Raw genomic sequence first — 25,239 nt, 5'->3', positions numbered from 1 at the left:
CTCGGCCTAATGTGGTGCCCTGCCATGGCCGAGTGCCCTGGACACGCCCGCCCGCCCCCCAGTCGAGGACCGCAAGGACCCAGATGCCCCGCTCGAAGAAGTTCCGGCGCGCCCGTCTGATCGTGATCGTGCTGGTAATGCTGCTGGTGGCCGGCGCCGGCTACGGCGGCTACCGGGGGGTGGCCGCGGTCCGCGCGTCCTTCCCGGAGGTCGACGGCAGCGTCAAGGTGGCGGGCCTGAGCGCGCCGGTCGACGTCAAGCGGGACGCCAACGGCATCCCGCAGCTCTACGCCGACACCTCCGCGGACCTCTTCCGCGCCCAGGGCTATGTGCAGGCCCAGGACCGGTTCTGGGAGATGGACGTCCGACGGCACATCACCGCCGGCCGGCTCTCCGAGATGTTCGGCGACGGCCAGGTCGAGACCGACTCCTTCATCCGCACCATGGGCTGGCGCCAGGTGGCGCAGAAGGAGTACGACACCCAGCTCTCGGCGGACACCAAGAAGAACCTCCAGGCGTACGCGGACGGCGTCAACGCCTGGCTCGCCGAACATCCCGGCGGCCAGAGCGCCTCGCTGGAGTACACCCTGCTCGGCGTCGTCAACAGCGGCTACAAGCCCGAGCAGTGGACGCCCGTCGACTCGGTCGCCTGGCTCAAGGCGATGGCCTGGAACCTCTCCGGGAACCTCCAGGAGGAGATCGACCGCTCGCTGCTCGCCCAGGACTTCAGTCCGGAGAAGATCGCCGAGCTGTACCCGGAGTACCCGTACGCCCGCAACGGCACGATCGTGAAGACCGGCACCGTCGTCGGCGACAGCTACCGCCCGGCCGACGGCTCCAGCCAGGCCGGTGCCGGGACCACCGCCCAGGGCGCGGCCGCCACCAAGGCGATGCTCAAGGACGTCACCGACCGGATAGACGCGATGCCGCAGATGCTCGGCCGTCAGGGTCAGGGCATCGGCTCCAACTCCTGGGTGGTCGCCGGTACCCACACCACCACCGGAAAGCCGCTGCTGGCCAACGACCCGCACCTCGGCCCCGGCCTGCCCTCGGTCTGGTACCAGATGGGCCTGCACTGCCGCACCGTCTCGCCGACCTGCCAGTACGACGTCTCGGGCTTCACCTTCGCCGGCATGCCGGGCGTGGTGATCGGCCACAACAAGGACATCGCCTGGGGCTTCACCAACCTCGGCGCCGACGTCACCGACCTCTTCCTGGAGAAGGTCACCGGCCCGGACACCTACCAGGTCGACGGCAAGGACGTGAAGTTCGAGCTGCGCAAGGAGACCATCAAGGTGGCCGGCGGCGAGGACCGCACCATCACCGTCCGCACCACCCAGACCGGTGCCCCGCTGATCTCCGACCAGAGCACCGAGCAGCAGAACGTCGGCAAGTACGCCCCGAACGGCAGCGCCGCCCCGGACCGCTCCACCAGCGGCTACGGCGTCGCCCTGCAGTGGACGGCGCTCAGCCCCGGCAAGACCATGGACGCCGTCTTCGAGCTGGACCGCGCCAAGAACTGGGAGGAGTTCCGGGCCGCGGCCAAGGACTTCGCCGTCCCCGCCCAGAACCTGATCTTCGCCGACTCCAAGGACATCGGCTACCAGGCCCCGGGCAACATCCCGATCCGCGGCAAGGGCGACGGCAGCAACCCGGCGCCCGGCTGGGACTCGGCCTACCAGTGGAAGGGCTCGGTCCCCTTCAGCGCCCTGCCGTACAGCATCAACCCGTCGTCCGGCTACATCGTCACCGCCAACCAGGCCGTGGTCGATCCGTCGTACAAGTACCTGCTGACCAAGGACTGGGAGTACGGCACCCGGGCCAAGGAGATCACCGACCAGATCGAGTCCAAGCTCAAGAACAACGGCAAGATCTCCCCGGACGACATGCAGGAGATGCAGCTCGACAACACCAGCATCCTGGCCAAGACGCTGGTCCCGCTGCTGCTCAAGGTGCCGATCGACGACCCGTACGTGCGTGAGGCGCAGGACCTGCTGAAGGACTGGAACTACCACCAGGACGCCGACTCGGCGGCCGCCGCCTACTACAACGGCGTCTGGCGCCAGCTGCTCAGCCTCTCCTTCGGCCAGAAGTTCCCGGCCGACCTGCGGGCCAAGGGCAACTGTCTGCTGGTGCGTCAGCAGGCGGATCCGACCAAGCCCGACACCGGCACCAGCGCCCCCATCGTCACCGAGTGCGGCACCCGCGACCCGGGCAAGGCCCAGCCGGACGGCGGCGACCGCTGGACCGAGGTGGTGCGCCAGCAGCTGGAGAAGCCCGACAGCAGCTGGTGGACGTACATCGACTCGCAGCACCACGAGCAGAAGGGCCTTGACCACCTGCTCGCCGAGGCGATGAAGAACGCCCGCCAGGACCTCACCGCGCTGCTCAGCAAGGACGTCTCCACCTGGAGCTGGGGCCGCCTGCACAAGCTGACGCTGCGCGAGCAGACCATGGGCACCGACGACTCCTCGCTCGCCTCCGGGGCGGTCCACCGGCTGCTCAACCGCGGCCCGTACCGCCTCTCCGGCGGCTCGGCGGCGGTCGACGCGGCCGGCTGGAACGCGGCCGCCGGGTACGAGGTGGACTGGATCCCCTCGATGCGGATGGTCGTCGACCTGAGCGACCTCGACGCCTCGCGGTGGGTCAACGTCGGCGGCGCCTCCGGGCACGCCTTCCACCCCAACTACAACGACCAGACCGACCTCTGGCTCAAGGGCAAGCTGCTGACCTGGGCCTACTCACCGGACGCGGTCGAGAAGGCGACCAAGAACAAGCTGGTGCTCACCACCGGCTGACCCCGCCCCGCGACGGCGGCCCCGCCCACCCCGGGCGGGGCCGCCGTCGTTTCCGGCCCGCCGGCCGCCCGGCCGCCCGGCCGCCCGGCCACCCGTTCGCCCGGTACGCGCCCGCTACCGCGCCAGCCGGTACGCGCCCGCTACCGCGCCAGCCGGTGCGGCCCGGCCGGAGTGAGCGCGACGTCCACCGGCAGATCGTGCGGTTCGGCCGGCACCCGCTCCAGCAGCTCGTGCTCGTACAGCAGCACGGCCAGCAGCGGCCGGGCCCCCGCACGGCCCAGCCGGGCCAGCACCCGGTCGTACGAGCCGCCGCCCCGGCCCAGCCGCAGCCCCCGGCGGTCCACCGCCAGGCCGGGCAGCAGCACCAGCGACGCCCCGGTGACGGCCTCCGGGCCGAGCCGGGCGCCGACCGGCTCCACCAGCCCGCGCCCGGCCGGCGCGAGCGCCTCCGCCCCCTCGTACTCCGCCCAGTCCAGGTCGTTGTCGGCCAGCAGCACCGGCAGCAGCACCCGCACCCCGCGCGCCCGCAGCGCGTCCAGCAGCGGCCGGGTGCCCGGCTCGGCCCCGACCGACACGTACGCGGCCACCGTGGCACCCGGCCCGGCCAGCTCCCCGGCGTGCCCGGCCAGGGCGTCCGCGGCCGCCTCCCGGGCCCGCGGTGACAGGGCACGCCGCTCGGACAGCAGCCGTGTCCTCAGCGCGCTCTTCTCGTTGTGCATGCGATCCTCCACAGCTCTGGGTCCGTGACGCTCAGAGCCTGACACGCGGAAGGCGCCCCGATGTCCACCCCGCTGCTGGTCCAGGCCCTGGCCGCGCTCAGCGTCCCCGCGCTGGCCGGCACCACCGTGCTCGGGCTGCGGCTGCGCCGGGGGGACGGCGCCGCCGCCGTCCGCGAGGCCGGGCTGCGCGAACGGGTCGGCGAACTGGAGGCCCGCTGCGCCGAGCTGGAACGCACCGCCTCCTGCGACCCGCTCACCGGGGTGTGGAACTACCGGCACCTCCAGCTCACCCTGGACCGGGAGATCGGCCGGGCCCGCCGCGGCGAGCAGACCGACCAGCAGGGCGGGCCGCGCCCGCTGGCCGTCCTGCTGCTGGAGATCGCGGGCTTCGACGCGGTCATCGCCGAGCACGGCCGGGGCCGGGCCAACGCGATACTGCGGGACCTCGCCCAGCGCCTCGGCATGGAGATCCGCCGCTCGGACACCCTCGGCCGGTACAGCGGGGAGGAGTTCCTGATCGTCCTGCCGGACACCGGGGCCGAGGGCGCCGCACAGGTCGCCGAACGCCTGGTCTGGTCGGTCCGCCGCCACCTGCTGCTGGACTGGTCCTCCGGCCCGCGCGAGGGCCGCCCCCCGCACGGCAACGGGCTCACCGCCGCCGTCGGGGTGGCCGTCCTGCCCGAGCACGGCACCCACACCGCCGTCCTGCTCAGAGCCGCCGACGGGGCCCTCGCCGAGGCCCGCGCGGCGGGCGGCGACTGCTGGCGCGCAGTGGTCTCCCCACGGTCGGACAACGGCTCCGTGACCGAACCTGATCGTTCGGGAAAGCCCGGTAGTCTGTCGCCCTGTGTCGGAGGGGACCCCCTCGCCTCCCCCGTCACTTCCCATACGCATGCCACTGTGGCCGGGCCCCGCGACGTGCTGCCATAGTCGTTCGACCGCGCTCGGCCAGGCGAAAACGTGCCTTAGTAAGGTAAACGCATGACGACGACCAACACCCGAATTCCGGTAACCAAGGCCGTGGTACCCGCGGCCGGACTGGGCACCCGCTTCCTCCCGGCCACCAAGGCCACGCCGAAGGAGATGCTGCCCGTCGTCGACAAGCCGGCGATCCAGTACGTCGTCGAGGAGGCGGCCTCCGCCGGGCTGTCCGACATACTGATGGTCACCGGCCGGAACAAGCGCGCCCTCGAGGACCACTTCGACCGCGCCTACGAGCTGGAGGAGCTGCTCGCCCGCAAGGGCGACCAGGACCGGCTGCGCCGCGTGCGCGAGTCCGTCGACCTGGCGAACATGCACTACGTCCGCCAGGGCGACCCCAAGGGCCTCGGCCACGCCGTCTCGGTCGCCGAGCAGCACGTCGCCGGCCAGCCCTTCGCCGTCCTGCTCGGTGACGACCTCATCGACCCGCGCGACCCGCTGCTCGCCCGCATGATCGAGGTCCAGCAGGAGCTCGGCGGCTCGGTCGTCGCCCTGATGGAGGTCGACCCCGCCCAGATCCACCTGTACGGCTGCGCGGCCGTCAAGGCGAACGGCTTCGGCGAGGACGTCTTCCAGGTGACCGACCTGGTCGAGAAGCCCGACACCGCCGACGCCCCGTCGAACTACGCGGTCATCGGCCGCTACGTCCTCGACCCCTCGGTCTTCGACGTGCTGCGGGAGACCGAGCCCGGCCGCGGCGGCGAGATCCAGCTCACCGACGCCCTGCGCGAGCTGACCACCCGTGACCCGGAGACCGGCGGCCAGGTCCACGGCGTGCTCTTCAAGGGCCGTCGCTACGACACCGGCGACCGCGCGGACTACCTGCGCGCCATCGTCCGGCTGGCGTCCGAGCGTGACGACCTGGGCCCGGAGTTCCGCTCCTGGCTCCGTGAGTTCGTCGCCTCCGAGATGCAGGACTGACACACCGACAGAGAGTGAGTGAGCCGATGACCGGGTCCACGGAGAGCACCAGCCCCGCCGCAGCCTGCTGCGACGAATCCGCGGACCCGGCACCGGACGCCCGCCCGGACCGGCTCTGGACGGTCGACGAGCACCTCGCCGACGTCCTGGCGGCCGTCGCCCCGCTGCCCGCGATCGAGCTCCAGCTGCTCGACGCCCAGGGCTGCCGGCTCGACGAGGACGTGATCGCCGACGGCGACCTGCCGCCCTTCGACAACAGCTCGATGGACGGCTACGCCGTCCGCACCGCCGACACCGTGGGCGCCACCGCCGAGTACCCCTCGGCGCTCACCGTGGTCGGCGACATCGCCGCCGGCGCCGGCGCCCTGCCCAGGGTCGGCCCCGGACAGGCCGCCCGGATCATGACCGGCGCCCCGGTGCCGCCCGGCGCCGAGGCCGTCGCCCCGGTCGAGTGGACCGACGGCGGCACCGGCACCGGCCGCGCCGCCGACGCGATGACCGCGCCCGTCGCCGACGAGGAGGTCCGGGTGCTGCGCCCGGTCGCCGAGGGCGCCCACATCCGCCGCCGCGGCAGCGACGTCGCCACCGGTGCGCGCGTCCTGGACGCGGGCACCCGGCTCGGTCCCGCCCAGCTCGGCCTGCTCGCCGCGATCGGCCGGGCCACCGTGAAGGTCCGCCCCCGGCCCCGGGTCGTGGTGCTCTCCACCGGCAGCGAGCTGGTCCAGCCCGGCGAGCCGGTCGGACCCGGCCAGATCCCCGACTCCAACAGCTTCACCCTCACCGCCGCCGCCCGGGACGCCGGAGCCATCGCCTACCGGGTCGGCGGTGTGCCGGACGACGCGGCCCTGCTGCGCGCCGTCCTGGAGGACCAGCTCGGCCGGGCCGACCTCATCGTCACCAGCGGCGGCGTCAGCGTCGGCGCGTACGACGTGGTCAAGGAGGTCTTCGACTCCTACGGCGGGGTCGACTTCCGCCGGCTGCGGATGCAGCCCGGCAAGCCGCAGGGCTTCGGCCGGATCGGCGCCGGGGCCGGCGTGCCGCTGCTCGCCCTGCCCGGCAACCCGGTCAGCGCGTACATCTCCTTCGAGCTGTTCGTCCGCCCGGTGATCCGCACCATGCTCGGCGCCGCCGACGTCCACCGCCCGGTGGTCCGGGCCGTCTGCCCGGTGGCACTGCGCTCACCCGCCGGGCGGCGGCAGTTCCTGCGCGGCCGCTACTCGGCCGCCGACGGCATGGTCGAGCCGGTCGGCGGGGCGGGATCGCACCTGGTCGGCGCGCTGGCCAGGGCGGACTGCCTGATCACCGTGGAGGAGGACGCCGTCGAGCTGCCGGCCGGCAGCGAGGTCGACGTCGTGCTGCTGGGCGGCTGAGCCTCCCACCTGCCCCGGGCCGTCCCGCGCACCGGCATGGCCCGTCCCACGCACCGGCCTGGGGGAGGGGTACCGTAGCGCGGTATTCGACCTGCGCGTCCCCCTGGAGCCACCCGTGACCACCTCACCCCCCGGCGACCGCCTCACCCACGTCGACGACCAGGGCGCGGCCCGGATGGTCGACGTCTCCGAGAAGACGGCCACCGTGCGCACCGCCGTCGCCGCCGGCCGGGTCCGGGTCGCCCCCCGGGTGGTCGAGCTGCTGCGCGGCGAGGGCGTCCCCAAGGGCGACGCGCTCGCGGTGGCCCGGATCGCCGGGATCATGGGCGCCAAGAAGACCCCGGAACTGATCCCGCTCTGCCACCCGATCGCGGTCTCCGGCGTCCAGGTGGACCTCACGGTCACCGACGAGGCGGTCGAGATCACCGCCACCGTGCGGACCGCCGACCGCACCGGCGTCGAGATGGAGGCGCTGACCGCCGTCGCGGTGGCCGGCCTGACCGTGATCGACATGGTCAAGGCCGTGGACAAGGCCGCCGCCATCGAGAACATCCGGGTGCTCGGCAAGACCGGCGGCAAGAGCGGCGACTGGTTCGCCCCGGAGACCGCGGAATGAGGGCCCTCGCCGTCACCGTCTCCAACCGCGCCTCGGCCGGCGTCTACGAGGACAGGGGCGGCCCGCTGCTGGTGGCCGGCCTGCGCGCGATGGGCTTCACCGCCGACGGCCCCCGGGTCGTCCCGGACGGCGAACCGGTCGAGGCGGTGCTGCGCGAGGCCGTCGCGGCCGGCTACGACGTGGTGCTGACCACCGGCGGCACCGGCATCTCGCCCACCGACCTCACCCCCGAGATGACCGCCCGGGTCGTCGACCGGCCGGTCCCCGGCATCGCCGAGGCCATCCGGGCGTACGGGCGGGAGAAGGTCCCGGCCTCGGCGCTCTCCCGCGGGCTGGCCGGCCTCGCCGGACGCACCCTGATCGTCAACCTGCCGGGTTCCACCGGCGGTGTGAAGGACGGCCTGGCGGTCCTGGAGCCGCTGCTCGCGCACGCCGTCGACCAGCTCGGCGGCGGGGACCACCCCCGGCCCGACACACCTGCCGCCGGGAGGGCGCACTGAACGCCGGCTGGCCGGTGGAGCTCCACGAGGGGGAGGTCACGCTGCGCCCGATCCGGGCCCGCGACCAGCGCGACTGGCAGGAGGTCAGCCTCCGCAACCGGGACTGGCTGCGACGCTGGGAGGCCACCGTGCCGCCCGGCGCGGCCGGCCGGAGCGCCGGTCCGCGCCCGACGTACCGGCAGATGGTCCGCTTCCTGCGCGGCGAGGCCTCGGCGGGCCGGATGCTGCCCTTCGTGGTCCTCTACAAGGGGCAGCTGGTCGGCCAGCTGACCGTCGGCGGGATCACCTGGGGCTCGATGTGCTCGGCCAACGTCGGCTACTGGATCGACGAGGCGGTGGCCGGCCGGGGCATCATGCCGACCGCCGTGGCGCTCTCGGTGGACCACTGCCTCGGCACCCTGGGGCTGCACCGGATCGAGGTCTGCATCCGGCCGGAGAACGGCCCGAGCCGCCGGGTGGTGGAAAAGCTCGGGTTCCGTTCGGAGGGAATGCGGCCCCGCTATCTGCACATCGACGGTGACTGGCGGGACCACCTGGTGTACGCGCTCACCGCCGAGGAGGTCCCCGAGGGGATGCTGGAGCGGTGGCGGGCGATCAGTTCGGGCCGCGAGTCAGGTAATTGAATATATGTTCGAAAAAAATATCAATATGGCATCGCCGTGGCGACGGACAGGCACAAATAGCGGCAAAATAGTCGGAGAATCAGCTTGATCGCACGACACGCCGTGTCAAATTGCTGCCGGGCCTTCCCCGGCGCCCGTACGGTGTGAAACGTGAGCAGTAGCGGCCTTATCTACGCCGTCATCGTAGGGGCCTGGGCCGCCTATCTGGTGCCAATGTGGCTCCGCAGGCAGGACGAGCTCAACGAGGCGCGCCCCACGGAGCGTTTCAGCACCGCCATCCGCCTGCTGGCCGGGCGTTCGGCGCTGGAGCGGCGGGCGTCCCGGACCCTGGGCGACGAACCGCGTGACGACGAGCAGAGCAATGACGACGGTCCTCCCGTACGGGACGAGGCCGCCTCCAGCGATCCCGGAAGCGGGGCCGACGGAAGGACCGAGGAGAGGGCCGAGGAGAAACCCGCGGCGGAGCCGGCGTCCGAGCGCCCGCCCGCCCAGGCCGCCGAGCGCCGGGCGCGGCTGCTGGCCCGCCGGCGCCGGATGGTCACCGTCCTCTTCATGGCCTTCGCCCTCGGCGCGGTCGTCGCGGCGGTGGCCGGTCTCGCCTTCCTCTGGGTCCCGGCCGTGCCGGCGATCCTCCTCACCCTCTACATCGGCCACCTGCGCAAGCTGGAGCGCCAGCGGTACGAGGTGAAGCTCGACCGGGCCCGGGCCGCCCAGGCCGCCGAGCGGCTGCGCAAGCGCGAGCGGCAGCGCGCCGAGGCCCGGCAGACCGAGGGCGCCGAGGCGCCCGCCCCGGCGCCCGTACCCGCCCCCGAGGGCCGGGCCGGGCGCGGCCGTTCGCACCTGCGGCTCGCCACCGAGGCCGACCAGGTCCCGGCGGAGGCGCGTCCGTCCGGCTCGGCCTCGGCCCTGGCGGAGGCGACCGAGCACGAGGAGTGGGTGGACGGCATGCGCGAACGCGGTGCGGCCGGTCCGGACTCGTGGGAGCCGGTGCCCGTCCCGCTGCCGACCTATGTCACCGCCCCGGTGGCTCCCCGGGTCAGCCGTGGCCTCGACCTGTCGGCCCCCGGAACCTGGACCGCCGGCCGCCCGGCGGAGTCCCGCAACAACACCCCGCTGTTCGACCAGTACGCCGAGGCCCCCGCCCCCGAGACCCGCCCCCGTGCCGCCAACGAGTGAGCCGCCCCGCCCCCGACCAGGAGCGCGTCCAGGGGGGTGGTCACGGACCCCCTCCGAAAGGTGCTAGAGTTTCTTCTCGTTGGGGCTGTGGCGCAGTCCGGTAGCGCACCTCGTTCGCATCGAGGGGGTCAGGGGTTCGAATCCCCTCAGCTCCACCCAACAAGAAGTCCCGTCCGATCATCAGATCGGGCGGGACTTCTGCGTTGTCTGGGGTGCGGCGGTGGGTGACCCGGGGTCAGCTGGGGCGGGACGGCCGAGGGCCGGCCGGAGGTGGTCCGGCCGGCCCTCGGGGCGGGGCTGTCAGGGGCGGCCGGAGCCGGCGTACGGGTCCGGCTGCGGGGCGCCGGACTGGGGCGGGACGGCCCCGTAGCGGGCGGGGCGGTACCCGCGCGGGTGGCGGGTGAGGGTGTAGCCCGCGACGCCCGCCAGGGCGGCCAGGATGCCGCCGCCGACGGTCCAGAACCAGCGGCTGTTCCAGCCGGAGAACCAGCCGGTGTACCAGTGCTCCTCGGGCTCCTCCGGTGCGGCGGCCTTGGCGGTGGCGGCGCCGCCACCGACCGGGGGCACCAGCGGGGCCTTCAGCTCGCCGCCCTCGGGCTGGGCGTTGTCCGCGTCGCCCTTGGCGCTGACGTGCAGCTGGACCGAGGCGGCGAGGCCGAGGTCCGGCTGCGGGGCGTCGGAGAGCGAGAGCCGGACGTAGTAGGTGCCCGGCAGCGGGTCGCCGGACCACGGCTCGGCCCAGGAGCGGACCTCGCGCAGGGTGCAGCTCAGGGCGAGCGAGGTGGTGGTCGTCTCACCGGTGGCGTTCTGGGTGCCGGCGGTGCAGGACTGGCGGCGGCGCAGCCCGTCGAACACCTCGACGCTCCAGGTCTGCGGCCCGTGCCGGTCGGGCGTGGGGGCCAGGTTGACGGTCAGGCCGACCGTCGCGGTCTGGCCCTCGGAGGCGCCGAACGCCCAGTACAGGTAGTCGCCGGTGGAGGCGGCCACGTTGGCGTCCTGGCCGGGGGCGAGGTTGATGGCGGTCAGGAAGGACGTCCCCGCCTTGGTGGCCGGGGCCGGCGTCCCGCTCTCGCTCGCCGAGGGGGACGGCGAGGCGGCGGAGGCGGCCGGGGCCGCGACCGCGAGGGCCGGGAACAGGGCGAGCGCGGCGAGCGCGCCGCGGAAGGCGCCGCGAAGTGTCGAGATGGGCATGGTCAGTTCTCCCGCCAGACAGCGATCCGCCAGCGTGCGATCCAGCCGAACACCAGGCCGGCCAGCAGACCGGCGAGGGTGAGCACCAGCAGCAGGATCCAGCCGCGGCCGAGACCCATCGCCGGGCCGTCCGGGGCGGACGAGGCACTGGCCAGGTCGACCGTCAGCTCCAGCGGCATGCCGGGGTCGGCCTGGACGCCGGGCTGGGCCGCGAGCGAGTTGCTGACGACCAGGCAGACGGTGGTCTCCGGCTTGGCGCTCGCGGAGCTGGACGGCGACGCGGTGACGTAGCCCTTGGAGTCGTTGGTGGACCAGCGCAGGCCGGTGGAGATGACGTCCGTCCGGCCGTTGCCGGCGTCGGTGCCGCGGACCAGTTCCTGCCCGGCCGTGCTGGTGGCCTGGAGGAGGACGCCGTAGTCACGGGCGACCGCGCGGTCGAGCGAGACGCTGACCGAGGCGCGCAGCTCCTGGCCGGCCTTCACCGGGACGCGGTAGACGCGGTGCTCGGAGAACTTCTCCCGGTCGCTGTAGACGCCGGGGGAGAGCACCGGGGCGTTCTCGCACTTGTCGGTGCCCGCCGTCTTGGTGGGCGTCACGGTGTAGGTGTCGTTGGAGCGGTCGACCAGTTGCTTCACCTTGTCGGTGAGCTGCTCCTGGGTGCGGACGTCGGTGTAGGTGCCGCCGGTGGCGTTGGCGATGCAGAGCAGCTGCTGGCGGGTCTTGTCGTCGTGGGCCAGACCGAGGGTGTCCACCACCAGGTGGATGCCCTGGGCGGCGAGTTCGCGGGCGACGTCGCAGGGGTCGGGCGGGGTGCAGGTGTCCTCGCCGTCGGTGATCAGCACCACCCGGCGGGTGGTCTCGCCCTTGCCGAGGTCCTGGGCGGCGCCGCGCAGGGCCAGGCCGATCGGGGTCCAGCCGGTCGGGCGCAGGGTGGCGACGGCGGTCTTGGCCTCGACCTTGTTGGTCTTGCCGACCGGGAAGAGCTGCTTGCTGTCCTGGCAGCCCTGGTTCTTGTCGTCGCCGGGGTAGTTGGCGCCGAGGGTGCGGATGCCGAACTCGGTCTCCGCGGGCAGCGCGTCGATCACCTCGTTCAGGGACTGCTGGGCCACCGCGATGCGGCTCTTGCCCTGGATGTCGGCGGTCCGCATGGAGCCGCTGACGTCCAGCACGAGGTCGACCCGGGGGGCTTCCTTGCCGGCGGAGCCGGCTGATGGTTCGTCGGCATGGGCGGGCAGGCCGCTGAGCAGCGCACCGCCTGTTATCGCCAGGGCGGCCAGCAGGCTGCCGAGCCTGGCCTTCGGTCGTCGTCCGGTAGTCACCCGCCGATCCTAGGGATCATCAGTTCGCCATGGCCAACGAGGGGAGGTGCGCGTGCGGTGCGGATCCGGCGTGAACTCCCGCTCGCCGATGGGAGATCGAGCGCCCGGCGCGGAGCTTCACGCCGGTCCTGCCGGGGCTGGCCGACCTTCTGTGGTGGCCGCCTCGCCCGCGAACTCGGCGGTGCGCGGGCTGGTCGCCGCGGTCCGGACCGGGCGGCTCGGCTACCCGTGGGCCGAACTGCTGCTGGCCGCCGGGCTGCTGGCCCTGGCGGGGCGCCGCCCGGAGTGAGCATGGCGGGGCGCCGCCAATAACAGGACACACCGGACGGAAGAGCCGATACATGGGGATAGCACTCGTTAGGGTGCAGAACAGGGCATGGGCGCCGCCGCACCGGCGTCCGGACCCGGCCGGCATGTCCGACTGATTGGAAGGATCAGCACGTGAGCAACCTCTTCGCGATCGCCTACCCGGATCTGGCCACCGCCCGGGCGGTGCGCGACGAAGCGGTCGGGCTGCAGACGCAGAAGCTGATCGACCTGGAGGACGCGGTCGTGGTGGAGCGCCGCGACGACGGCAGGATCAAGCTGCACCAGCAGGTCAGTACCACCGGAGCGGGCGCGGCCTCGGGCGCGCTCTGGGGCGGCGTCATCGGCCTGCTGTTCTTCATGCCGTTCCTCGGCGCGGCGGTCGGCGGCGCCGCCGGAGCGGCGGTCGGCGCCTCCACCGACATCGGGGTCGACGACGACTTCATGCGCGAGGTCGGACGGCACCTCCAGCCGGGCACCGCCGCGGTGTTCCTGCTGGTCCGCAAGGCCACCGCGGACAAGGTCGTTCCGGCGCTGGCCCGGTACGGCGGCCAGATCATCCAGACCTCGCTCTCGGCCGCCGCGGAGGCCGAGCTGAAGGCGACCGTCGAGGCGTCCCGGGCGGCCGCCGCCCCCGCCGCCCCGGCCGCGCCGCCCGCCCCGGCCGCGCCGCCCGCACCCGCCGCGCCGCCCGCCCCGCCCGCGCCGGCGTCCGCCTGAGCCGTACCGGCCTGACCTGACCAGCCGCTCACGTCGGGGCGGACGGGCCCGCCGCCCGTCCGCCCCGATCGCCATCCCGGCAGAAACACCCCCGCAGGACACCCCTACGCAGGACGGTCCGTGGTGACACCCTCCGCCGCGACGAGAACCGCCGGCCGGCCGCGCCGGACGGCGCGGACCCGGCGCACCACCGAACTCGCGCTGGTCCTGGCCGCCGTACTGATCGCCGTCTTCGGCTACGCCGAGGTCGGGGTCAACATCGACGGCACGGTGCCCGCCGACGCGGGCGAGTACGGCGCCGCGCTCGGCGTGCTCGCCCTGCTGGCGCACGTCGTGGTCCGCCGACGGGCGCCGTACGCGGATCCGCTGCTGCTGCCGATCGCCGTCCTGCTCAACGGGATCGGACTGGTCGTCATCTACCGCCTCGACCGGGCCACCCCCGGCGCCGGCGCGGCGCCCACCCAACTGCTCTGGTCGACGCTCGGGGTGGCGCTGTTCATCGCGGTGGTGCTGCTGCTGCGCGACCACAGACGGCTGCAGCGCTACGCGTACATCGGGGCGCTGGTGGCCCTGGTGCTGCTGGTACTGCCGATCTTCTTCCCACCGGTGTACGGCTCGCGGATCTGGATCACCGTCGGACCGCTCTCCTTCCAGCCGGGGGAGTTCGCCAAGATCCTGCTGGCGGTCTTCTTCGCCGCCTACCTGGCGGTGCACCGGGACGCGCTGGCGCTCACCGGCCGCCGGGTGTGGAGGTTCCGGCTGCCGCCCGGACGGGTGCTCGGACCGGTCCTGCTGATCTGGGCGGCCTTCGTCGGCATCCTCGTGCTGGAGACCGACCTCGGCACCTCGCTGCTCTTCTTCGGCCTCTTCGTGGTGATGCTGTACGTGGCCACCGCGCGCAGCGGGTGGATCGCCATCGGGCTGTTCCTGGCCGCGGTGGCGGCGGTCGGGGTCGGCTGGCTCTCGCCGCACGTGCACAGCCGGGTCGCCGACTGGCTGGACCCGCTCGGCTCGATCACCGCGGGGCGGGGCGCCAACCAGATCGCCCAGTCGCTGTTCGCGTTCGCCTGGGGCGGCGAACTGGGCACCGGCCTCGGCAACGGGCACTCCGTCCTGATCGGCTTCGCCGCCAAGTCCGACTTCATCCTCGCCACCATCGGCGAGGAACTGGGGCTGACCGGTCTGATCGCGGTGTTCCTGCTGTACGCGCTGCTGGTCTCCCGGGGCTTCCGCACCGGCATCGCGCTGCGCGACCCGTTCGGGCGGCTGCTGGCGATCGGGCTGGCCGCGATCGTCGGCCTCCAGGTGTTCGTGGTGGCCGGCGGGGTGCTCGACCTCATCCCGCTGACCGGGATGACCCTGCCGTTCGTCGCCCAGGGCGGCTCCTCGGTGGTCACCAACTGGATCATCGTCGCCCTGCTGGTGCGGATGAGCGACATCGCCCGCCGCCCGGCCCCGGAGGAGGTCTGATGTCCGGTCGCACCCGTCCGAAGAGCGCCGGGAACGGGCCCCAGGGCCTGCCGGGGATCTCCGTCACCGGCCGCCGGGCGGGCACCTTCTGCCTGCTGCTGATCGTGGCGCTCTGCGCCCAGGCCACCCGGATCCAGGTGTTCCGGGCCGACGAACTCGACCACAACGCCGCCAACCAGCGGCTCACCATCGAGCGCTACTCCCAGCCGCGCGGCAACATCCTGGTCGGCTCCGACACCGTCACCGGCTCCACGCCCACCGGCGGCCGCTACGACTACAAGCGCACCTACACCGACGGCCCGCTGTACGCGGCCGTCACCGGGTACTCCTCGCAGGCGTACGGCAACACCCAGCTGGAGGGGACCGAGGACGACCTGCTCTCCGGCACCGACGGCCGGCTGGCGAGCTGGGCGGTCTGGGACGCCGTCGCGCGCCGGCAGAACCCGGGCGGGGACGTCTACACGACCATCAACCGGGCCGCCCAGGAGGCCGCGATGCGCGGCCTCGGCAGCCAGAAGGGCGCGGTCGCCGCGATCGAGCCCGCCACCGGCCGGATCCTGGCCCTGGCCAGCACCCCCTCGTACGACCCGGGGAGCTTCGCCGGCTCCACCGCCGCCGACCAGGTGGCCTGGAACCGGCTCCAGGCCGACACCGACCAGCCGATGCTCAACCGGGCGCTGCGCCAGACCTACCCGCCCGGGTCGACCTTCAAGGTGGTCACGGCGGCGGCCGCGCTGGCGAACGGGGTGGTCACCGACATCGACGCGCCGACCGACACGCCCTACCCGTACGTCCTGCCGGGCACCACCACCCCGCTGGTCAACGACACCTCGGCGTGCGACCGGGCCGGGCTGTCGCTGGACACCGCGATGGTCTACAGCTGCAACAGCGTGCTGGGCCACCTCGGGGTGTCGACCGGCCTGGACCGGATGACGGCGATGGCCGAGAACTTCGGCTTCAACGACCCCAGGCTGGACATCCCGGTCCGGTCGGCCCGCTCCAACTTCGACACCGAGATGGACCAGTCCCAGGTCGCGCTCTCCGCCATCGGCCAGTTCGACACCGCGGCCACCCCGCTGGTGATGGCGATGGTCGCGGCCGGGGTCGCCGACAACGGCACGGTGATGCGTCCACAGCTTGTGGAGAAACTGACCAGGAACGACGGCACCACGGTGCGGCTGAGCCGGCCCACCCGGTACAAGCAGGCGATGAGCCCGGCGGTGGCCGCGCAGGTGCAGCGGCTGATGACCGACGTGGTGGAGAACGGCACCGGGCGCAACGCCCGGATCGCCGGGGCGGTGGTCGGCGGCAAGACCGGTACCGCCCAGCACGGGGTGGACAACAGCGGGACGCCGTACGCCTGGTTCATCTCCTGGGCCAGGCCGGCCGGCTCGGACCAGGTGGCGCCGGTGGCGGTCGCCGTGGTGATCGCGGACAGTGACGCCACCGATGTCACCGGCGGCGGACTCGCGGCGCCGATCGCCCGCTCGGTGATGCAGGCCGTCCTGGCCGGCTGAGGGCCTTCGCACCCCGGCCGACCTGCCGCTTAGCTGCTCGGTGGCAGATCCGCCGTCTGCGAAGTGTCCGGTTTGTACAGTCTGGCACGACGATTCGTCCAATGCGCGCGACGAGACTGTTCGTTTGCGACACTGGTGCTTTCGGGGGGTACTGTCCCATCTTTGTTCGGTTGGTCCCTGATGTCACCCCACGGCAGATCGAGTGACCGGCTCCTAGGACACCCTCCCCCGCCTAGAAGGATCCGCGTTTTGACCAGCAACACCCTTGGCGCGCGTCTTCTGCGACGCAAGCCCGTCGCCACCCTGATCGCCGAGAGCGAGGGCCGGGACGCCCTCCCCGCCGGTGCGCCCGAGGAGGGCGGACGCTCCGGCATCCACCTGCGGCGTTCCATCGGCCTCTGGCAGCTGTCCTCGATCGGCATCGGCGCCACCATCGGCACCGGCATCTTCTTCGTGCTCAGCACGGCCGTTCCGTCGGCCGGCCCGGCCGTCATCCTGTCCTTCGTGATCGCCGCGGTCACCGCGGGCCTGACCGCGCTCTGCTACGCCGAGATGGCCTCCGCGATCCCGGTCTCCGGCTCCTCGTACTCGTACGCCTACGCCACTCTCGGCGAGGGCGTCGCGTTCGGCGTCGGCATCTGCCTGCTGATGGAGTACGGCGTCTCCGCCTCCGCCATCGCGGTGAGCTGGGCCGAGTACCTGAACAAGTTCCTCGACCTGACCGTCGGCTGGCAGATCCCCGCCCAGTTGTCCGGCGCGCCCGGCGGCGGCCACTGGTTCAACCTGCCGGCGCTCATCCTGGTCGCGATGGTCTGCCTCCTGCTGGTGCGCGGCGTCAGCGAGTCGGTGAAGGTCAACGCGGCCATGGTGGGCATCAAGATCCTCATCCTGCTGCTCTTCGTCGGGATCGGCCTGACCGGCTTCCACTCCGGCAACCTGACCCCGTTCATGCCGCTGGGCATCGGCGGCGTCCAGGTCGCGGCCTCCAGCATCTTCTTCTCGTTCATCGGCCTGGACGCCGTGTCCACCGCCGGTGAGGAGGTCAAGAACCCGCGCCGCACCCTGCCGTTGGCGATCATCATCTCGCTGGTCGTGGTCACCCTGCTGTACATCCTGGTCGCCCTGGCCGGCATCGGCGCCCAGCCCTGGCAGAAGTTCGAGGGCCAGGAGGCCGGCCTCGCCCAGATCCTGCAGGACATCACCGGCCAGAGCTGGCCCGCGGTGGTCTTCGCGATCGGCGCGATCGTCTCGATCTTCAGCATCACCCTGGTGGTGATCTACGGCCAGACCCGCATCCTGTACTCGATGGGCCGCGACGGCATGCTGCCGAAGCGCTTCGCCCAGCTCTCCCCGCGCACCGGCACCCCGGTCTGGAACACCCTCGTGGTCGGCCTCGGCGTCGGCGCGCTCGCCGCCTTCGTGCCGCTGCGCGTCCTGGCCGACATCACCAGCCTGGGCACGCTGATCGCCTTCTCGGTCGTCTCGATCGGCGTGATCATCCTGCGCCGTACCCAGCCGGACCTGCCGCGTGGCTTCAAGGTCCCCGGCTACCCGGTCGTCCCGCTGCTCAGCGTCGGCTTCTGCGTCTACCTGATCACCGGCCTGCACGCCGACACCTACCGGGCCGGTGCGATCGCCCTGGCCGTCGCCCTGGTCGTGTACTTCGGGTACAGCGTCAAGCACTCCAGGCTGAACCGGCCGGAGCAGACCGCCCTCGCCGACCGCGCGACCGGCTGAGGCCGCAGAACCACGAGTAGGGGCACGAGGAGGGGACCGCCGGACGCCATGACACCCCGGCGGTCCCTTTCGTCCCGGTGGACACACCCCGCGCCGACATGGCGACAGGGTGCCACCCCCACCCATAACCTTCCACCATGGTGAGCACCCGCACGCCCGGCACCTCCCGCCCGCGCGGCCGCTTCACCGGCCGTAGCGGCACGCCGGTCCCGCCCGCACCGGCCGGACCGTCGGTCAGGTACGGACGCCTGCGCCGCGGCCTGGCCCCCGGACCGTTCCCCCGCCAGCGCGGCGGGAGCGCCCCCGCCCCGCCGCCCGATCGGCTGAACCCGGCCCGGCTCGCCTCCCTGCGCCGCGTCCAGGTGCTCGGCTGTGCGATCGCCGCGGGGTGGGCCGCCGCCTTCCCCCTCGTCTCGAACCTGCCCAACCAGCGGCTCTGGGGCACCGTCGCGGCCCCCGCGTACGCGGTCGCCGGGCTGTTCTGTCTGGTCCTGCCCCGGCGGTTCGCCGCCCGTGCCGCCGCCGTGGCCGCCCTGCTGGGGGCGGTCCTGGTGCCGCTGGTGCTGCTGGCCCTCCAGGGCCGCCACCAGTCCGAGGTGATGGTGGTCGAACGCTCCGCGCACCTGCTGCTCACCACCGGCAGCCCGTACCTGCCGCACCCGGCGGTGGTCACCGACTACGACCCGTACCTGCCCGCGATGACGCTGTTCGGGATGCCCCGCGCCCTGTTCGGCAACGGCAGTCCGGCGGCGCGGCTGGCCGGGGACGCCCGGATCTGGTTCGCGCTGGCCTTCCTGGGCTGTCTGCTGGCCAGCTGGCGGCTGCTGCGGCCGTCCCGGGACCGCGCCCCACTGCTGCCGCTGGCCGCGCTCACCGCCTCACCGCTGATCGCGTTGGCGCTGGTGGTCGGCGGGGTGGACCTGCCGCTGATCGGGGTCTGCTGCCTCGCCATGGCGCTGGCCGAGCGGGACCGCACCATCGCCGCCGGGCTGGTGCTCGCCCTGGCCTGCACCCTGAAGTGGACGGCGTGGCCGGCGCTGCCGGTGGCCGTCCTGCTGCTCTGGCGGCTGTACGGGCGGCGGCCGGCCGCCCGGGCCGGGCTCACCGCGCTCGGCGCGGGCCTGGTGGTGATCCTCCCGTCCGTCCTGGCCAGGGCGGACGCGCTGCGCGAGCAGGTGGTGCGGTTCCCGCTGGGGCTGACCGCGATCCACACCCCGGCGGGCAGCCCGCTGCCCGGCAAGGTGCTCGCCGGGCTGGGGCCGACCGGGCACACCGTCTCGCTGGCGCTGATGACGGTGGGCGGGGCCGGGGTGACGATCTGGCTGCTGGCCCGGCCGCCGGTCTCCGCGATCGCCGCCGCCGACCTGCTGGCGGGCGGGCTGGCGATCGCCTTCATGCTGGCGCCGGCCGGGCGCTTCGGGTACCTGGCGCTGCCGGTGGTGCTGCTGATCTGGCCCCGGCTGGCGGCCCGGCGGCTGAGCGGGCGCAGACCCGTCCCGGTGAACTGTCTGCTGGCCCGCCCGGATCCCGTCCTGCCCCGGAGCTGAGCACACCGGGACCGGGACGGGGACCGGACGGGCCCGTGGGCCGCGTCAGCGGTTGCCGGCCGCCTTGATCACGGCGGCCACGGCCGGCCCGGCCGCGTCGACACCGTGGCCGCCGCCCTGGACCTCGGCGGCGACGGCGATGTTGCCCCGGTAGGCGGTGAACCAGCTGTTGGTGGTGGCCATGCCGGCCACCTCGGCGGAGCCGGTCTTGGCGCCCGCGTTGTCCGAGATCCCGGCCATGGCGGCCTTGGCGGTGCCGTCCTTGGCGGTGGCGGCCATCATGTCGCGCAGCTTGCCGGCGGCGTCGGGGGAGAGGTTGCGGGCGGCCTTCTGCTGGGGCAGGTCGGCGACCAGGATCGGCTGCCTGAACTCGCCGCTCTGCACGGTGGCCGTGACCGAGGCGATGGCCAGCGGGTTCATCTGGACCTTGCCCTGGCCGATGTACTGCATGGCCTGCTCGTCCTTGTTGCCGCCCGCGTCCGGCACCCGGCCGTCGGTGTTGGGCAGGCCGGTCTTCCACTCCAGGCCGATGCCGAAGACGTCCTTGGCGGTGGAGGTGAGGGCGCCCGGCTTGAGGCTGGCCAGGCCCTGATTGATGAAGGCGGTGTTGCAGGAGATCATGAAGTCCTGCTTGAGGGTGTTGTTCGGGTAGACGTCCTCGAAGGAGTTCGGGATCGCCTGCGGGTTGCTGCTCTTCGCCGGGCAGGGCACCACGGTGTCGGGGTTGACGCCGGCCTCCAGCAGGGCGGCCGAGGTGAGGATCTTCATCGTGGAGCCGGGGGCCAGCAGGCCGGTGAAGGCCCGGTTCTGGCCGCTGGCGGGCGCGTTGGCGAAGGCCAGCACCTGACCGGTGCTCGGCTCGATCGCGACGATCGAGCCCGACTTGCCGGCGAGGTCGCTCATCGCCTTCTCGGCCGCGGCCTGCGCCGCGTTGTCGATGGTCACCTTGAACGGCTTGGCGGGCTTGGGCTCGACGATGGTGAACAGCTTGTCCGAGGCGCCCTTGCCGGCCGCGTCGGTGATCACCACGCCGCTGCCCGCGTCGCTCTGGTCCTTGGTCGGGTCGGCCTGGAGGATCTTGCGGGCGCTGTCCTGCAGGGCGCTCAGCAGCGCCGGGGTGATCGAGGCGCCCTGGAGCGCCTTGCCGTTGCGGTCCACCACGGTGGACGGCGGGGCGAAGACCGGCTGGGTGGCGATCACCTCGCCCGGGCCCAGGTGCGGGTGGATCACCGTCGGCGCCCAGTGCACGGCCGGGGTGTTGTCGCTCATCTTCACGACACTGAGGAAGCCGTTGTAGTCCCAGGCCCGGCTGGTGCCCTCGAACTCGGCCCGGGCCTTGAAGCCCATCAGCACACCGGCGGGGCCCGCGGCGGCGGACGGCGACTCGGTGCCCGCCGCGGTGCCGGTCGCCGAGGGCGTGCCGGAGGCGGAGGGCTTGGCGGCGGTCGGCGCGGGGGTGCCGGTGGCGGACGCGAAGGCGGCCGGGGTGGCCGGACCGGCCGGGGTCAGGGTCAGCCCGCTCGGCTTGACCTGGTCCTTGAAGGAGTTCAGCGCGGTGGTCGCGGCCGCCGGGTCGTCGGTCAGCCCGGCCGCCTTGGAGATGTCACCGGCGGCCCAGGCGTCCAGGAAGTCCTTGGCACCGGCCGAGGCCTGCTCCGCCGTGGGCGGCTCGGCGACCACGGTGCGGGCCTTCTTGGCCTTCGGCGCGTCGGCGTCGTCGGAGCCGCCGATGAGGCTGTACGCCCCGTAGCCGCCGCCCGCCAGCATGGCGACGGACACGCCGGTGATGATGCCGATCTTCGCGCCTCTGCGCATGGTGCTGATCCCCCTGGGGTCTGGCGACAGGTCGCAGCCGACGGTGGCCGGATACGGGTTCCGGGTTCAGCGTAGGCAGACGGACTCCGTACGCCGACGAAATGACCGGGTCTTGTGACGGATCTGGTACGTGTCGCGTACCACGCCGGTACCGGTCCCGCGCTCAGATCCAGCTGGTGAACCACATCCGCCGGCGCCAGTCCTCCATCGGGATCGCCTGCCCCGTGTAGAGGGGGTAGAAGAAGAGGAAGTTCCACATGATCAGCAGGACCAGCAGGCCGGCCGCCGCGGAGCCGATGACCCGGCGGTCCCGGGAGGCGCCGGGGGGCCCGATCAGCGCGCCGACCATCATGGTCACCGCGAGCGCCAGGAACGGCACGAAGGCCACCGCGTAGAACAGGAAGATCGTCCGCTGCTGGTAGGCGAACCAGGGTAGATAGCCCGCGGCCAGGCCGCAGAGCACCGCGCCGGCCCGCCAGTCCCGGCGGGCCGCCCAGCGCCACAGGCAGTAGACCAGGGCCACCAGGCCCGCCCACCAGAGCAGCGGGGTGCCGATGCCCAGCACCTCGCGGGCGCACTCGCTCGCGGTGCAGCCGCTCTGGCCCTGCTTCGGGGACTCGTAGAAGAAGGAGACCGGCCGGCCCAGCACCAGCCAGCTCCACGGGTTGGACTGGTAGGTGTGCGGGTCGCTCAGGTGGGTGTGGAACTCGTACACCGTGGAGTGGTAGTGCCACAGCGCGCGCAGGCCCTCCGGGATCCAGGTCGCACCGTCCCGGCCGACCGCCCAGTCCCGGCCCCAGCCGCCCTTGCCGGGTGCGTTGCTGCTGGCGAACCAGCCCCACCAGGAGGTGATGTAGACGACCACCGAGACCACGACCACCGAGACGAAGGCCGGCACCACGTCCCGGACCAGCGTCGCCAGGTGCGGCCGGCCCGCCCCGGCCAGCCGGCGCGCGCCCACGTCCCAGAGCACCGTCAGCACGCCGAACGCGGCCGCCACGTAGAGGCCGCTCCACTTGGTGGCGCAGGTCAGCCCCACACAGACACCGGCCGCGATCCGGTACGGCCGCCAGCCCAGGTTCAGCCGCCCGGCCAGCGCCGGGTCCGCCACGCCGCCGAGGCGCTCGGCGATCCGGGCCCGGGTGCGGTCGCGGTCCAGCAGCAGGAAGCCGAACGCGGCGAGGATCCAGAACATCACGATCAGGTCCAGCAGCGCCGCCCGGCTGAGCACGAAGTGCAGACCGTCCACCGCCAGCAGCAGCCCGGCCACGCAGCCCAGCAGGGTCGAACGGAACAGCCGGCGGGCGATCCGGGCCACCATCAGGATGGAGAGCGTGCCCAGCAACGCCACCGAGAACCGCCAGCCGAACGGGTTCATCCCGAAGAGCTGCTCGCCCGCGCCGATGATCCACTTGCCGACCGGCGGATGGACCACATAGCTGGCGACGGCCTGGTACGGCACCGCCGCCCCCGGCGTCATGATCTGTTCGTTGGCGCCCTCCGGCCAGCTGATCTCGTAGCCGCCGTGCCAGAGCGCGTAGGCGTCCTTGGCGTAGTACGTCTCGTCGAAGATGATCGCGTGCGGCTGGCCGAGGCCGGTGAACCGCAGCAGCCCGCCGAACAGCGCCACCGCCAGCGGGCCCAGCCAGCCCGCCCAGCGGCAGAGCCAGGACCAGAGCCGGTCCGGCAGGGCTATCCCGAGCCGCAGCAGCAGCGGGGAGGGCGCGACCCGGTCGGGCGTCACCCCCGGGCCGTCCGGCATCGGCGGCACCAGCCGCTCGGCCAGCGGGACCGCGGGCGCGGGCGTGTAGCCGTGCCGGACCAGGCCGCGCAGCCAGGCCGGGCGCGGTGGACCGGGCCGGTCCGGTCCGGGCTGCTCCGGTCCGGGCTCGCGGGGGCCGGGGACGGCGGGGGACGGCTGGTCCGTCAGGACCGGCACGCCAACGCCACCCTGCGCGGTGTGGTCTGTACCAGTAGGCGTCTGCGCCGCCGTGTCGCCGTTCATCCGCCACATCGTAGGGGCGGTCGCCGGCCGGGGAACGGCTCCCTCCGAAGCTGCCCGAATCGTCACCAAAAGCGCCCGGCGGCCGGAAGCTGAAAGGATGGGGGCGTGACAGGAGTACTCGTTCTCGCAGGCACCCCCATCGGCGACGTCTCGGACGCCCCGCCCCGGCTGCTCACCGAGCTGGCCGCCGCGGATGTGATCGCGGCCGAGGACACCCGGCGGCTGCGCCGGCTCACCCAGGCGCTCGGGGTGACCCCGGTCGGGCGGGTGGTCTCCTACTTCGAGGGCAACGAGGTCGGGCGGACCCCCGAACTGGTCGAGGCGCTGCTCGGCGGCGCCCGGGTGCTGCTGGTGACCGACGCCGGGATGCCGTCCGTCTCCGACCCCGGCTACCGGCTGGTGGCCGCCGCCGTGGCCGCCGACGTGAAGGTGACCGCGGTGCCCGGGCCGTCCGCGGTGCTCACCGCACTGGCGCTGTCCGGCCTCCCGGTGGACCGCTTCACCTTCGAGGGCTTCCTGCCGCGCAAGACCGGGGACCGGGCCCGCCAGCTCGCCTCGGTCGCCGCCGAGCCGCGCACCATGGTCTTCTTCGAGGCCCCGCACCGGATCGCCGAGGCGCTGGCCGCGATGGCCGAGGCGTTCGGGGCCGAGCGGCCGGCCGCGGTCTGCCGCGAGCTGACCAAGACCTACGAGGAGGTCAGGCGAGGACCGCTCGGCGAGCTGGCGGCCTGGGCCGCCGAGGGCGTCAGGGGCGAGATCACCGTGGTGGTCTCGGGCGCCCCGCCGGCCGTGCCGCAGGAGCTGGGCCCGGCCGAACTGGCCCGCCGGGTGGCCGTCCGGGAGGAGGCGGGGGAGCGCCGCAAGGAGGCCATCGCGGCGGTCGCGGCGGAGCTCGCGCTGCCCAAGCGGGAGGTGTTCGACGCGGTGGTCGCCGCCAAGAACGAGGCGGGGAAGCCGGCCGGGAAGGCCGGGTAGCCGGGCCGGAACCCGCGCCGGGAACGCCGGGAACGGGGCCCGGAGCGGGCCCCGGAAAACGGGTGGAAACCGGGAGTGCCCGGGGCCGGGAGGGCGCGTACCTTGGAGAGGAGGCCCCGGTAAACACTCGTTGAGCTGAAGCTTTGGGCGCGCTTTTCGTACAGGATCCCTCCTTTCGTATAGGGATTCCCAACCAGCGTCCAAGTCTTCACAAGACGGGTATCGGCCGGGGCGGTCCGGGCATTTCCTGGGAAGGAAAGACCCAGCCGGGCGAGCGCCCGGCGGGCGCTGGGAGACGGCTATGAGCGAGACGATCGGTAGCCCCCTCGGTGGTAACGCGCTGAGCGACCCCGGCCCGGCGGGCCGGCCGCACACTCCCGTGGAGACCGTTCGGGAGGCCTACTCCTTCGCGTGCCTGAGCTGCGGGTACGGCTGGGAGCAGGCGTACGACATCGAGCACCACCCCGCCCGGGACGGGCACGTCGTGTTCGAGTACCACGCCAACGGTGTCCGGGTGCCGTCCCCGCTGCTCAAGCCGACCTGCCCGGGCTGTGGTGGCCACACCGTCCGGATCATGCGCGAGGGCCGGGTGGCCAGCGCCGAACGGCACTGGCAGCACGCCCCCGGCTACCCCGCGCACGCCGAGCCGGCCGGGGCCCCGGCGGCCACCGACACCGTCCGCCCGCAGGGCCGGTGGGCGCGGTTCTGGTCGCGGCTGCTGGGCTGACCGCGGCGACGGCGCCGACCGCGACCGCGACCCCCTCCGCGGCGGGCGGCGACCATCCAGCGGCGTGAGCGGCCGACGGTGCCGGGCCGCCCCCCCCCCCCCCGGGGGGGGGGGCCCCCCCCCCCGACGACGAATTCCCCCCCAGGCGGCCCCGGCCGACCACACCACCACCCGGACCCCCCCCCCCGCGGAAAACCGGTCCCCCC

Annotated in this window: 21 protein-coding genes and 1 tRNA gene; 17 read left to right on the top strand and 5 right to left on the bottom strand. The window is 73.3% G+C overall.

What is annotated here, in order from left to right:
* Positions 1 to 83 precede the first annotated feature (83 nt).
* Positions 84 to 2,798: a penicillin acylase family protein gene (locus ACIP82_RS27225; protein WP_400657047.1), complete on the top strand. Its 2,715-nt coding sequence runs from the start codon at positions 84 to 86 to the stop codon at positions 2,796 to 2,798.
* 140 nt (positions 2,799 to 2,938) lie between these two features.
* Here the strand turns inward: ACIP82_RS27225 and ACIP82_RS27220 are convergent, their stop codons facing one another.
* Positions 2,939 to 3,517, bottom strand: coding sequence for a 5-formyltetrahydrofolate cyclo-ligase (locus ACIP82_RS27220; protein WP_363606918.1), 579 nt, complete (start codon positions 3,515 to 3,517; stop codon positions 2,939 to 2,941).
* Positions 3,518 to 3,577: 60 nt separating this feature from the next.
* Here ACIP82_RS27220 and ACIP82_RS27215 point away from each other — a divergent pair, with 60 nt between their 5' ends.
* From ACIP82_RS27215 to ACIP82_RS27180, 8 genes are all read left to right on the top strand, one after another.
* Positions 3,578 to 4,447, top strand: a complete 870-nt coding sequence (locus ACIP82_RS27215) for a GGDEF domain-containing protein (protein WP_363606920.1) — start codon at positions 3,578 to 3,580, stop codon at positions 4,445 to 4,447.
* Between the two features lie 51 nt (positions 4,448 to 4,498).
* Complete coding sequence (gene galU, locus ACIP82_RS27210; protein ID WP_363606922.1) at positions 4,499 to 5,419, top strand: UTP--glucose-1-phosphate uridylyltransferase GalU; 921 nt, start codon at positions 4,499 to 4,501, stop codon at positions 5,417 to 5,419.
* 26 nt (positions 5,420 to 5,445) lie between these two features.
* The gene (gene glp / locus ACIP82_RS27205) at positions 5,446 to 6,789 is read left to right on the top strand and encodes a gephyrin-like molybdotransferase Glp (protein WP_400657044.1); all 1,344 of its coding nucleotides are present in this window, start codon (positions 5,446 to 5,448) and stop codon (positions 6,787 to 6,789) included.
* A gap of 175 nt (positions 6,790 to 6,964) precedes the next feature.
* A complete protein-coding gene (gene moaC / locus ACIP82_RS27200) occupies positions 6,965 to 7,405 on the top strand; it encodes a cyclic pyranopterin monophosphate synthase MoaC (RefSeq protein WP_400657123.1) in 441 nt (146 codons plus the stop codon).
* Positions 7,402 to 7,905, top strand: a complete 504-nt coding sequence (locus ACIP82_RS27195) for a molybdenum cofactor biosynthesis protein B (RefSeq protein ID WP_400657042.1) — start codon at positions 7,402 to 7,404, stop codon at positions 7,903 to 7,905. Before moaC ends, ACIP82_RS27195 begins: the two co-directional genes overlap by 4 nt.
* Positions 7,906 to 7,919: 14 nt before the next feature.
* Positions 7,920 to 8,528 (top strand): GNAT family protein, encoded by a 609-nt coding sequence (locus tag ACIP82_RS27190; RefSeq protein WP_363606927.1) that lies wholly within the window; start codon positions 7,920 to 7,922, stop codon positions 8,526 to 8,528.
* A gap of 150 nt (positions 8,529 to 8,678) precedes the next feature.
* Complete coding sequence (locus ACIP82_RS27185) at positions 8,679 to 9,704, top strand: hypothetical protein (RefSeq protein WP_363606928.1); 1,026 nt, start codon at positions 8,679 to 8,681, stop codon at positions 9,702 to 9,704.
* A gap of 81 nt (positions 9,705 to 9,785) precedes the next feature.
* Positions 9,786 to 9,859 (top strand) — tRNA-Ala (locus tag ACIP82_RS27180).
* Positions 9,860 to 10,004: 145 nt separating this feature from the next.
* Here ACIP82_RS27180 and ACIP82_RS27175 read toward each other — a convergent pair.
* Both ACIP82_RS27175 and ACIP82_RS27170 read right to left on the bottom strand, forming a co-directional pair.
* Positions 10,005 to 10,895 (bottom strand): peptidase, encoded by an 891-nt coding sequence (locus ACIP82_RS27175; RefSeq protein WP_363606929.1) that lies wholly within the window; start codon positions 10,893 to 10,895, stop codon positions 10,005 to 10,007.
* Positions 10,896 to 10,897: 2 nt separating this feature from the next.
* Positions 10,898 to 12,214, bottom strand: a complete 1,317-nt coding sequence (locus tag ACIP82_RS27170) for a VWA domain-containing protein (protein WP_363606930.1) — start codon at positions 12,212 to 12,214, stop codon at positions 10,898 to 10,900.
* A 154-nt stretch (positions 12,215 to 12,368) separates the two neighbouring features.
* On the opposite strand from ACIP82_RS27170, the gene ACIP82_RS27165 reads away from it, so the two are divergent.
* From ACIP82_RS27165 to ACIP82_RS27140, 6 genes are all read left to right on the top strand, one after another.
* Complete coding sequence (locus ACIP82_RS27165) at positions 12,369 to 12,503, top strand: hypothetical protein (RefSeq protein ID WP_363606931.1); 135 nt, start codon at positions 12,369 to 12,371, stop codon at positions 12,501 to 12,503.
* A 152-nt stretch (positions 12,504 to 12,655) separates the two neighbouring features.
* Entirely contained in the window at positions 12,656 to 13,240 is a 585-nt protein-coding gene (locus ACIP82_RS27160; RefSeq protein WP_363606932.1) for a DUF1269 domain-containing protein, read from the top strand.
* A 120-nt stretch (positions 13,241 to 13,360) separates the two neighbouring features.
* A complete protein-coding gene (locus ACIP82_RS27155; protein ID WP_400657037.1) occupies positions 13,361 to 14,710 on the top strand; it encodes an FtsW/RodA/SpoVE family cell cycle protein in 1,350 nt (449 codons plus the stop codon).
* Positions 14,710 to 16,227 carry a penicillin-binding transpeptidase domain-containing protein gene (locus ACIP82_RS27150; protein WP_400657035.1) on the top strand — a complete coding sequence of 506 codons (1,518 nt, stop codon included), beginning with the start codon at positions 14,710 to 14,712 and terminating at the stop codon, positions 16,225 to 16,227. The genes ACIP82_RS27155 and ACIP82_RS27150 overlap by 1 nt, the downstream gene beginning before the upstream one ends.
* A gap of 180 nt (positions 16,228 to 16,407) precedes the next feature.
* On the top strand, positions 16,408 to 17,964 hold the full coding sequence (locus ACIP82_RS27145) for an amino acid permease (RefSeq protein WP_400657121.1): 1,557 nt from the start codon (positions 16,408 to 16,410) through the stop codon (positions 17,962 to 17,964).
* 137 nt (positions 17,965 to 18,101) lie between these two features.
* Complete coding sequence (locus ACIP82_RS27140; protein WP_400657032.1) at positions 18,102 to 19,511, top strand: glycosyltransferase 87 family protein; 1,410 nt, start codon at positions 18,102 to 18,104, stop codon at positions 19,509 to 19,511.
* Positions 19,512 to 19,556: 45 nt separating this feature from the next.
* Here ACIP82_RS27140 and ACIP82_RS27135 read toward each other — a convergent pair whose 3' ends face one another.
* Positions 19,557 to 21,326: a penicillin-binding transpeptidase domain-containing protein gene (locus tag ACIP82_RS27135; protein ID WP_400657029.1), complete on the bottom strand. Its 1,770-nt coding sequence runs from the start codon at positions 21,324 to 21,326 to the stop codon at positions 19,557 to 19,559.
* A 163-nt stretch (positions 21,327 to 21,489) separates the two neighbouring features.
* A complete protein-coding gene (locus ACIP82_RS27130) occupies positions 21,490 to 23,331 on the bottom strand; it encodes a dolichyl-phosphate-mannose--protein mannosyltransferase (protein ID WP_400657027.1) in 1,842 nt (613 codons plus the stop codon).
* Between the two features lie 105 nt (positions 23,332 to 23,436).
* Between ACIP82_RS27130 and rsmI the strand changes: the two genes are divergently transcribed.
* Together rsmI and ACIP82_RS27120 are read left to right on the top strand one after the other, a co-directional pair.
* Positions 23,437 to 24,306, top strand: a complete 870-nt coding sequence (gene rsmI, locus ACIP82_RS27125; protein WP_400657025.1) for a 16S rRNA (cytidine(1402)-2'-O)-methyltransferase — start codon at positions 23,437 to 23,439, stop codon at positions 24,304 to 24,306.
* 301 nt (positions 24,307 to 24,607) lie between these two features.
* The gene (locus ACIP82_RS27120) at positions 24,608 to 25,033 is read left to right on the top strand and encodes a hypothetical protein (protein ID WP_363606945.1); all 426 of its coding nucleotides are present in this window, start codon (positions 24,608 to 24,610) and stop codon (positions 25,031 to 25,033) included.
* The last annotated feature ends 206 nt before the right edge of the window (positions 25,034 to 25,239 follow it).

The organism is Kitasatospora sp. NPDC088548 (genome assembly GCF_044753005.1).
Classification (GTDB): Bacteria; Actinomycetota; Actinomycetes; order Streptomycetales; family Streptomycetaceae; genus Kitasatospora.
This window is presented reverse-complemented; position numbering and strand designations above follow the sequence as displayed.

Excerpts from the sequence above, each read along its gene's own strand:
- ACIP82_RS27225 (WP_400657047.1), top strand. The coding sequence starts at position 84 with ATGCCCCGCTCGAAGAAGTTCCGGCGCGCCCGTCTGATCGTGATCGTG.
- ACIP82_RS27220 (WP_363606918.1), bottom strand. The coding sequence starts at position 3,517 with ATGCACAACGAGAAGAGCGCGCTGAGGACACGGCTGCTGTCCGAGCGG.
- ACIP82_RS27215 (WP_363606920.1), top strand. The coding sequence starts at position 3,578 with ATGTCCACCCCGCTGCTGGTCCAGGCCCTGGCCGCGCTCAGCGTCCCC.
- galU (WP_363606922.1), top strand. The coding sequence starts at position 4,499 with ATGACGACGACCAACACCCGAATTCCGGTAACCAAGGCCGTGGTACCC.
- glp (WP_400657044.1), top strand. The coding sequence starts at position 5,446 with ATGACCGGGTCCACGGAGAGCACCAGCCCCGCCGCAGCCTGCTGCGAC.
- moaC (WP_400657123.1), top strand. The coding sequence starts at position 6,965 with ATGGTCGACGTCTCCGAGAAGACGGCCACCGTGCGCACCGCCGTCGCC.
- ACIP82_RS27195 (WP_400657042.1), top strand. The coding sequence starts at position 7,402 with ATGAGGGCCCTCGCCGTCACCGTCTCCAACCGCGCCTCGGCCGGCGTC.
- ACIP82_RS27175 (WP_363606929.1), bottom strand. The coding sequence starts at position 10,895 with ATGCCCATCTCGACACTTCGCGGCGCCTTCCGCGGCGCGCTCGCCGCG.
- ACIP82_RS27150 (WP_400657035.1), top strand. The coding sequence starts at position 14,710 with ATGTCCGGTCGCACCCGTCCGAAGAGCGCCGGGAACGGGCCCCAGGGC.
- ACIP82_RS27145 (WP_400657121.1), top strand. The coding sequence starts at position 16,408 with ATGTCACCCCACGGCAGATCGAGTGACCGGCTCCTAGGACACCCTCCC.
- ACIP82_RS27140 (WP_400657032.1), top strand. The coding sequence starts at position 18,102 with ATGGTGAGCACCCGCACGCCCGGCACCTCCCGCCCGCGCGGCCGCTTC.
- ACIP82_RS27135 (WP_400657029.1), bottom strand. The coding sequence starts at position 21,326 with ATGCGCAGAGGCGCGAAGATCGGCATCATCACCGGCGTGTCCGTCGCC.
- ACIP82_RS27130 (WP_400657027.1), bottom strand. The coding sequence starts at position 23,331 with ATGAACGGCGACACGGCGGCGCAGACGCCTACTGGTACAGACCACACC.
- ACIP82_RS27120 (WP_363606945.1), top strand. The coding sequence starts at position 24,608 with ATGAGCGAGACGATCGGTAGCCCCCTCGGTGGTAACGCGCTGAGCGAC.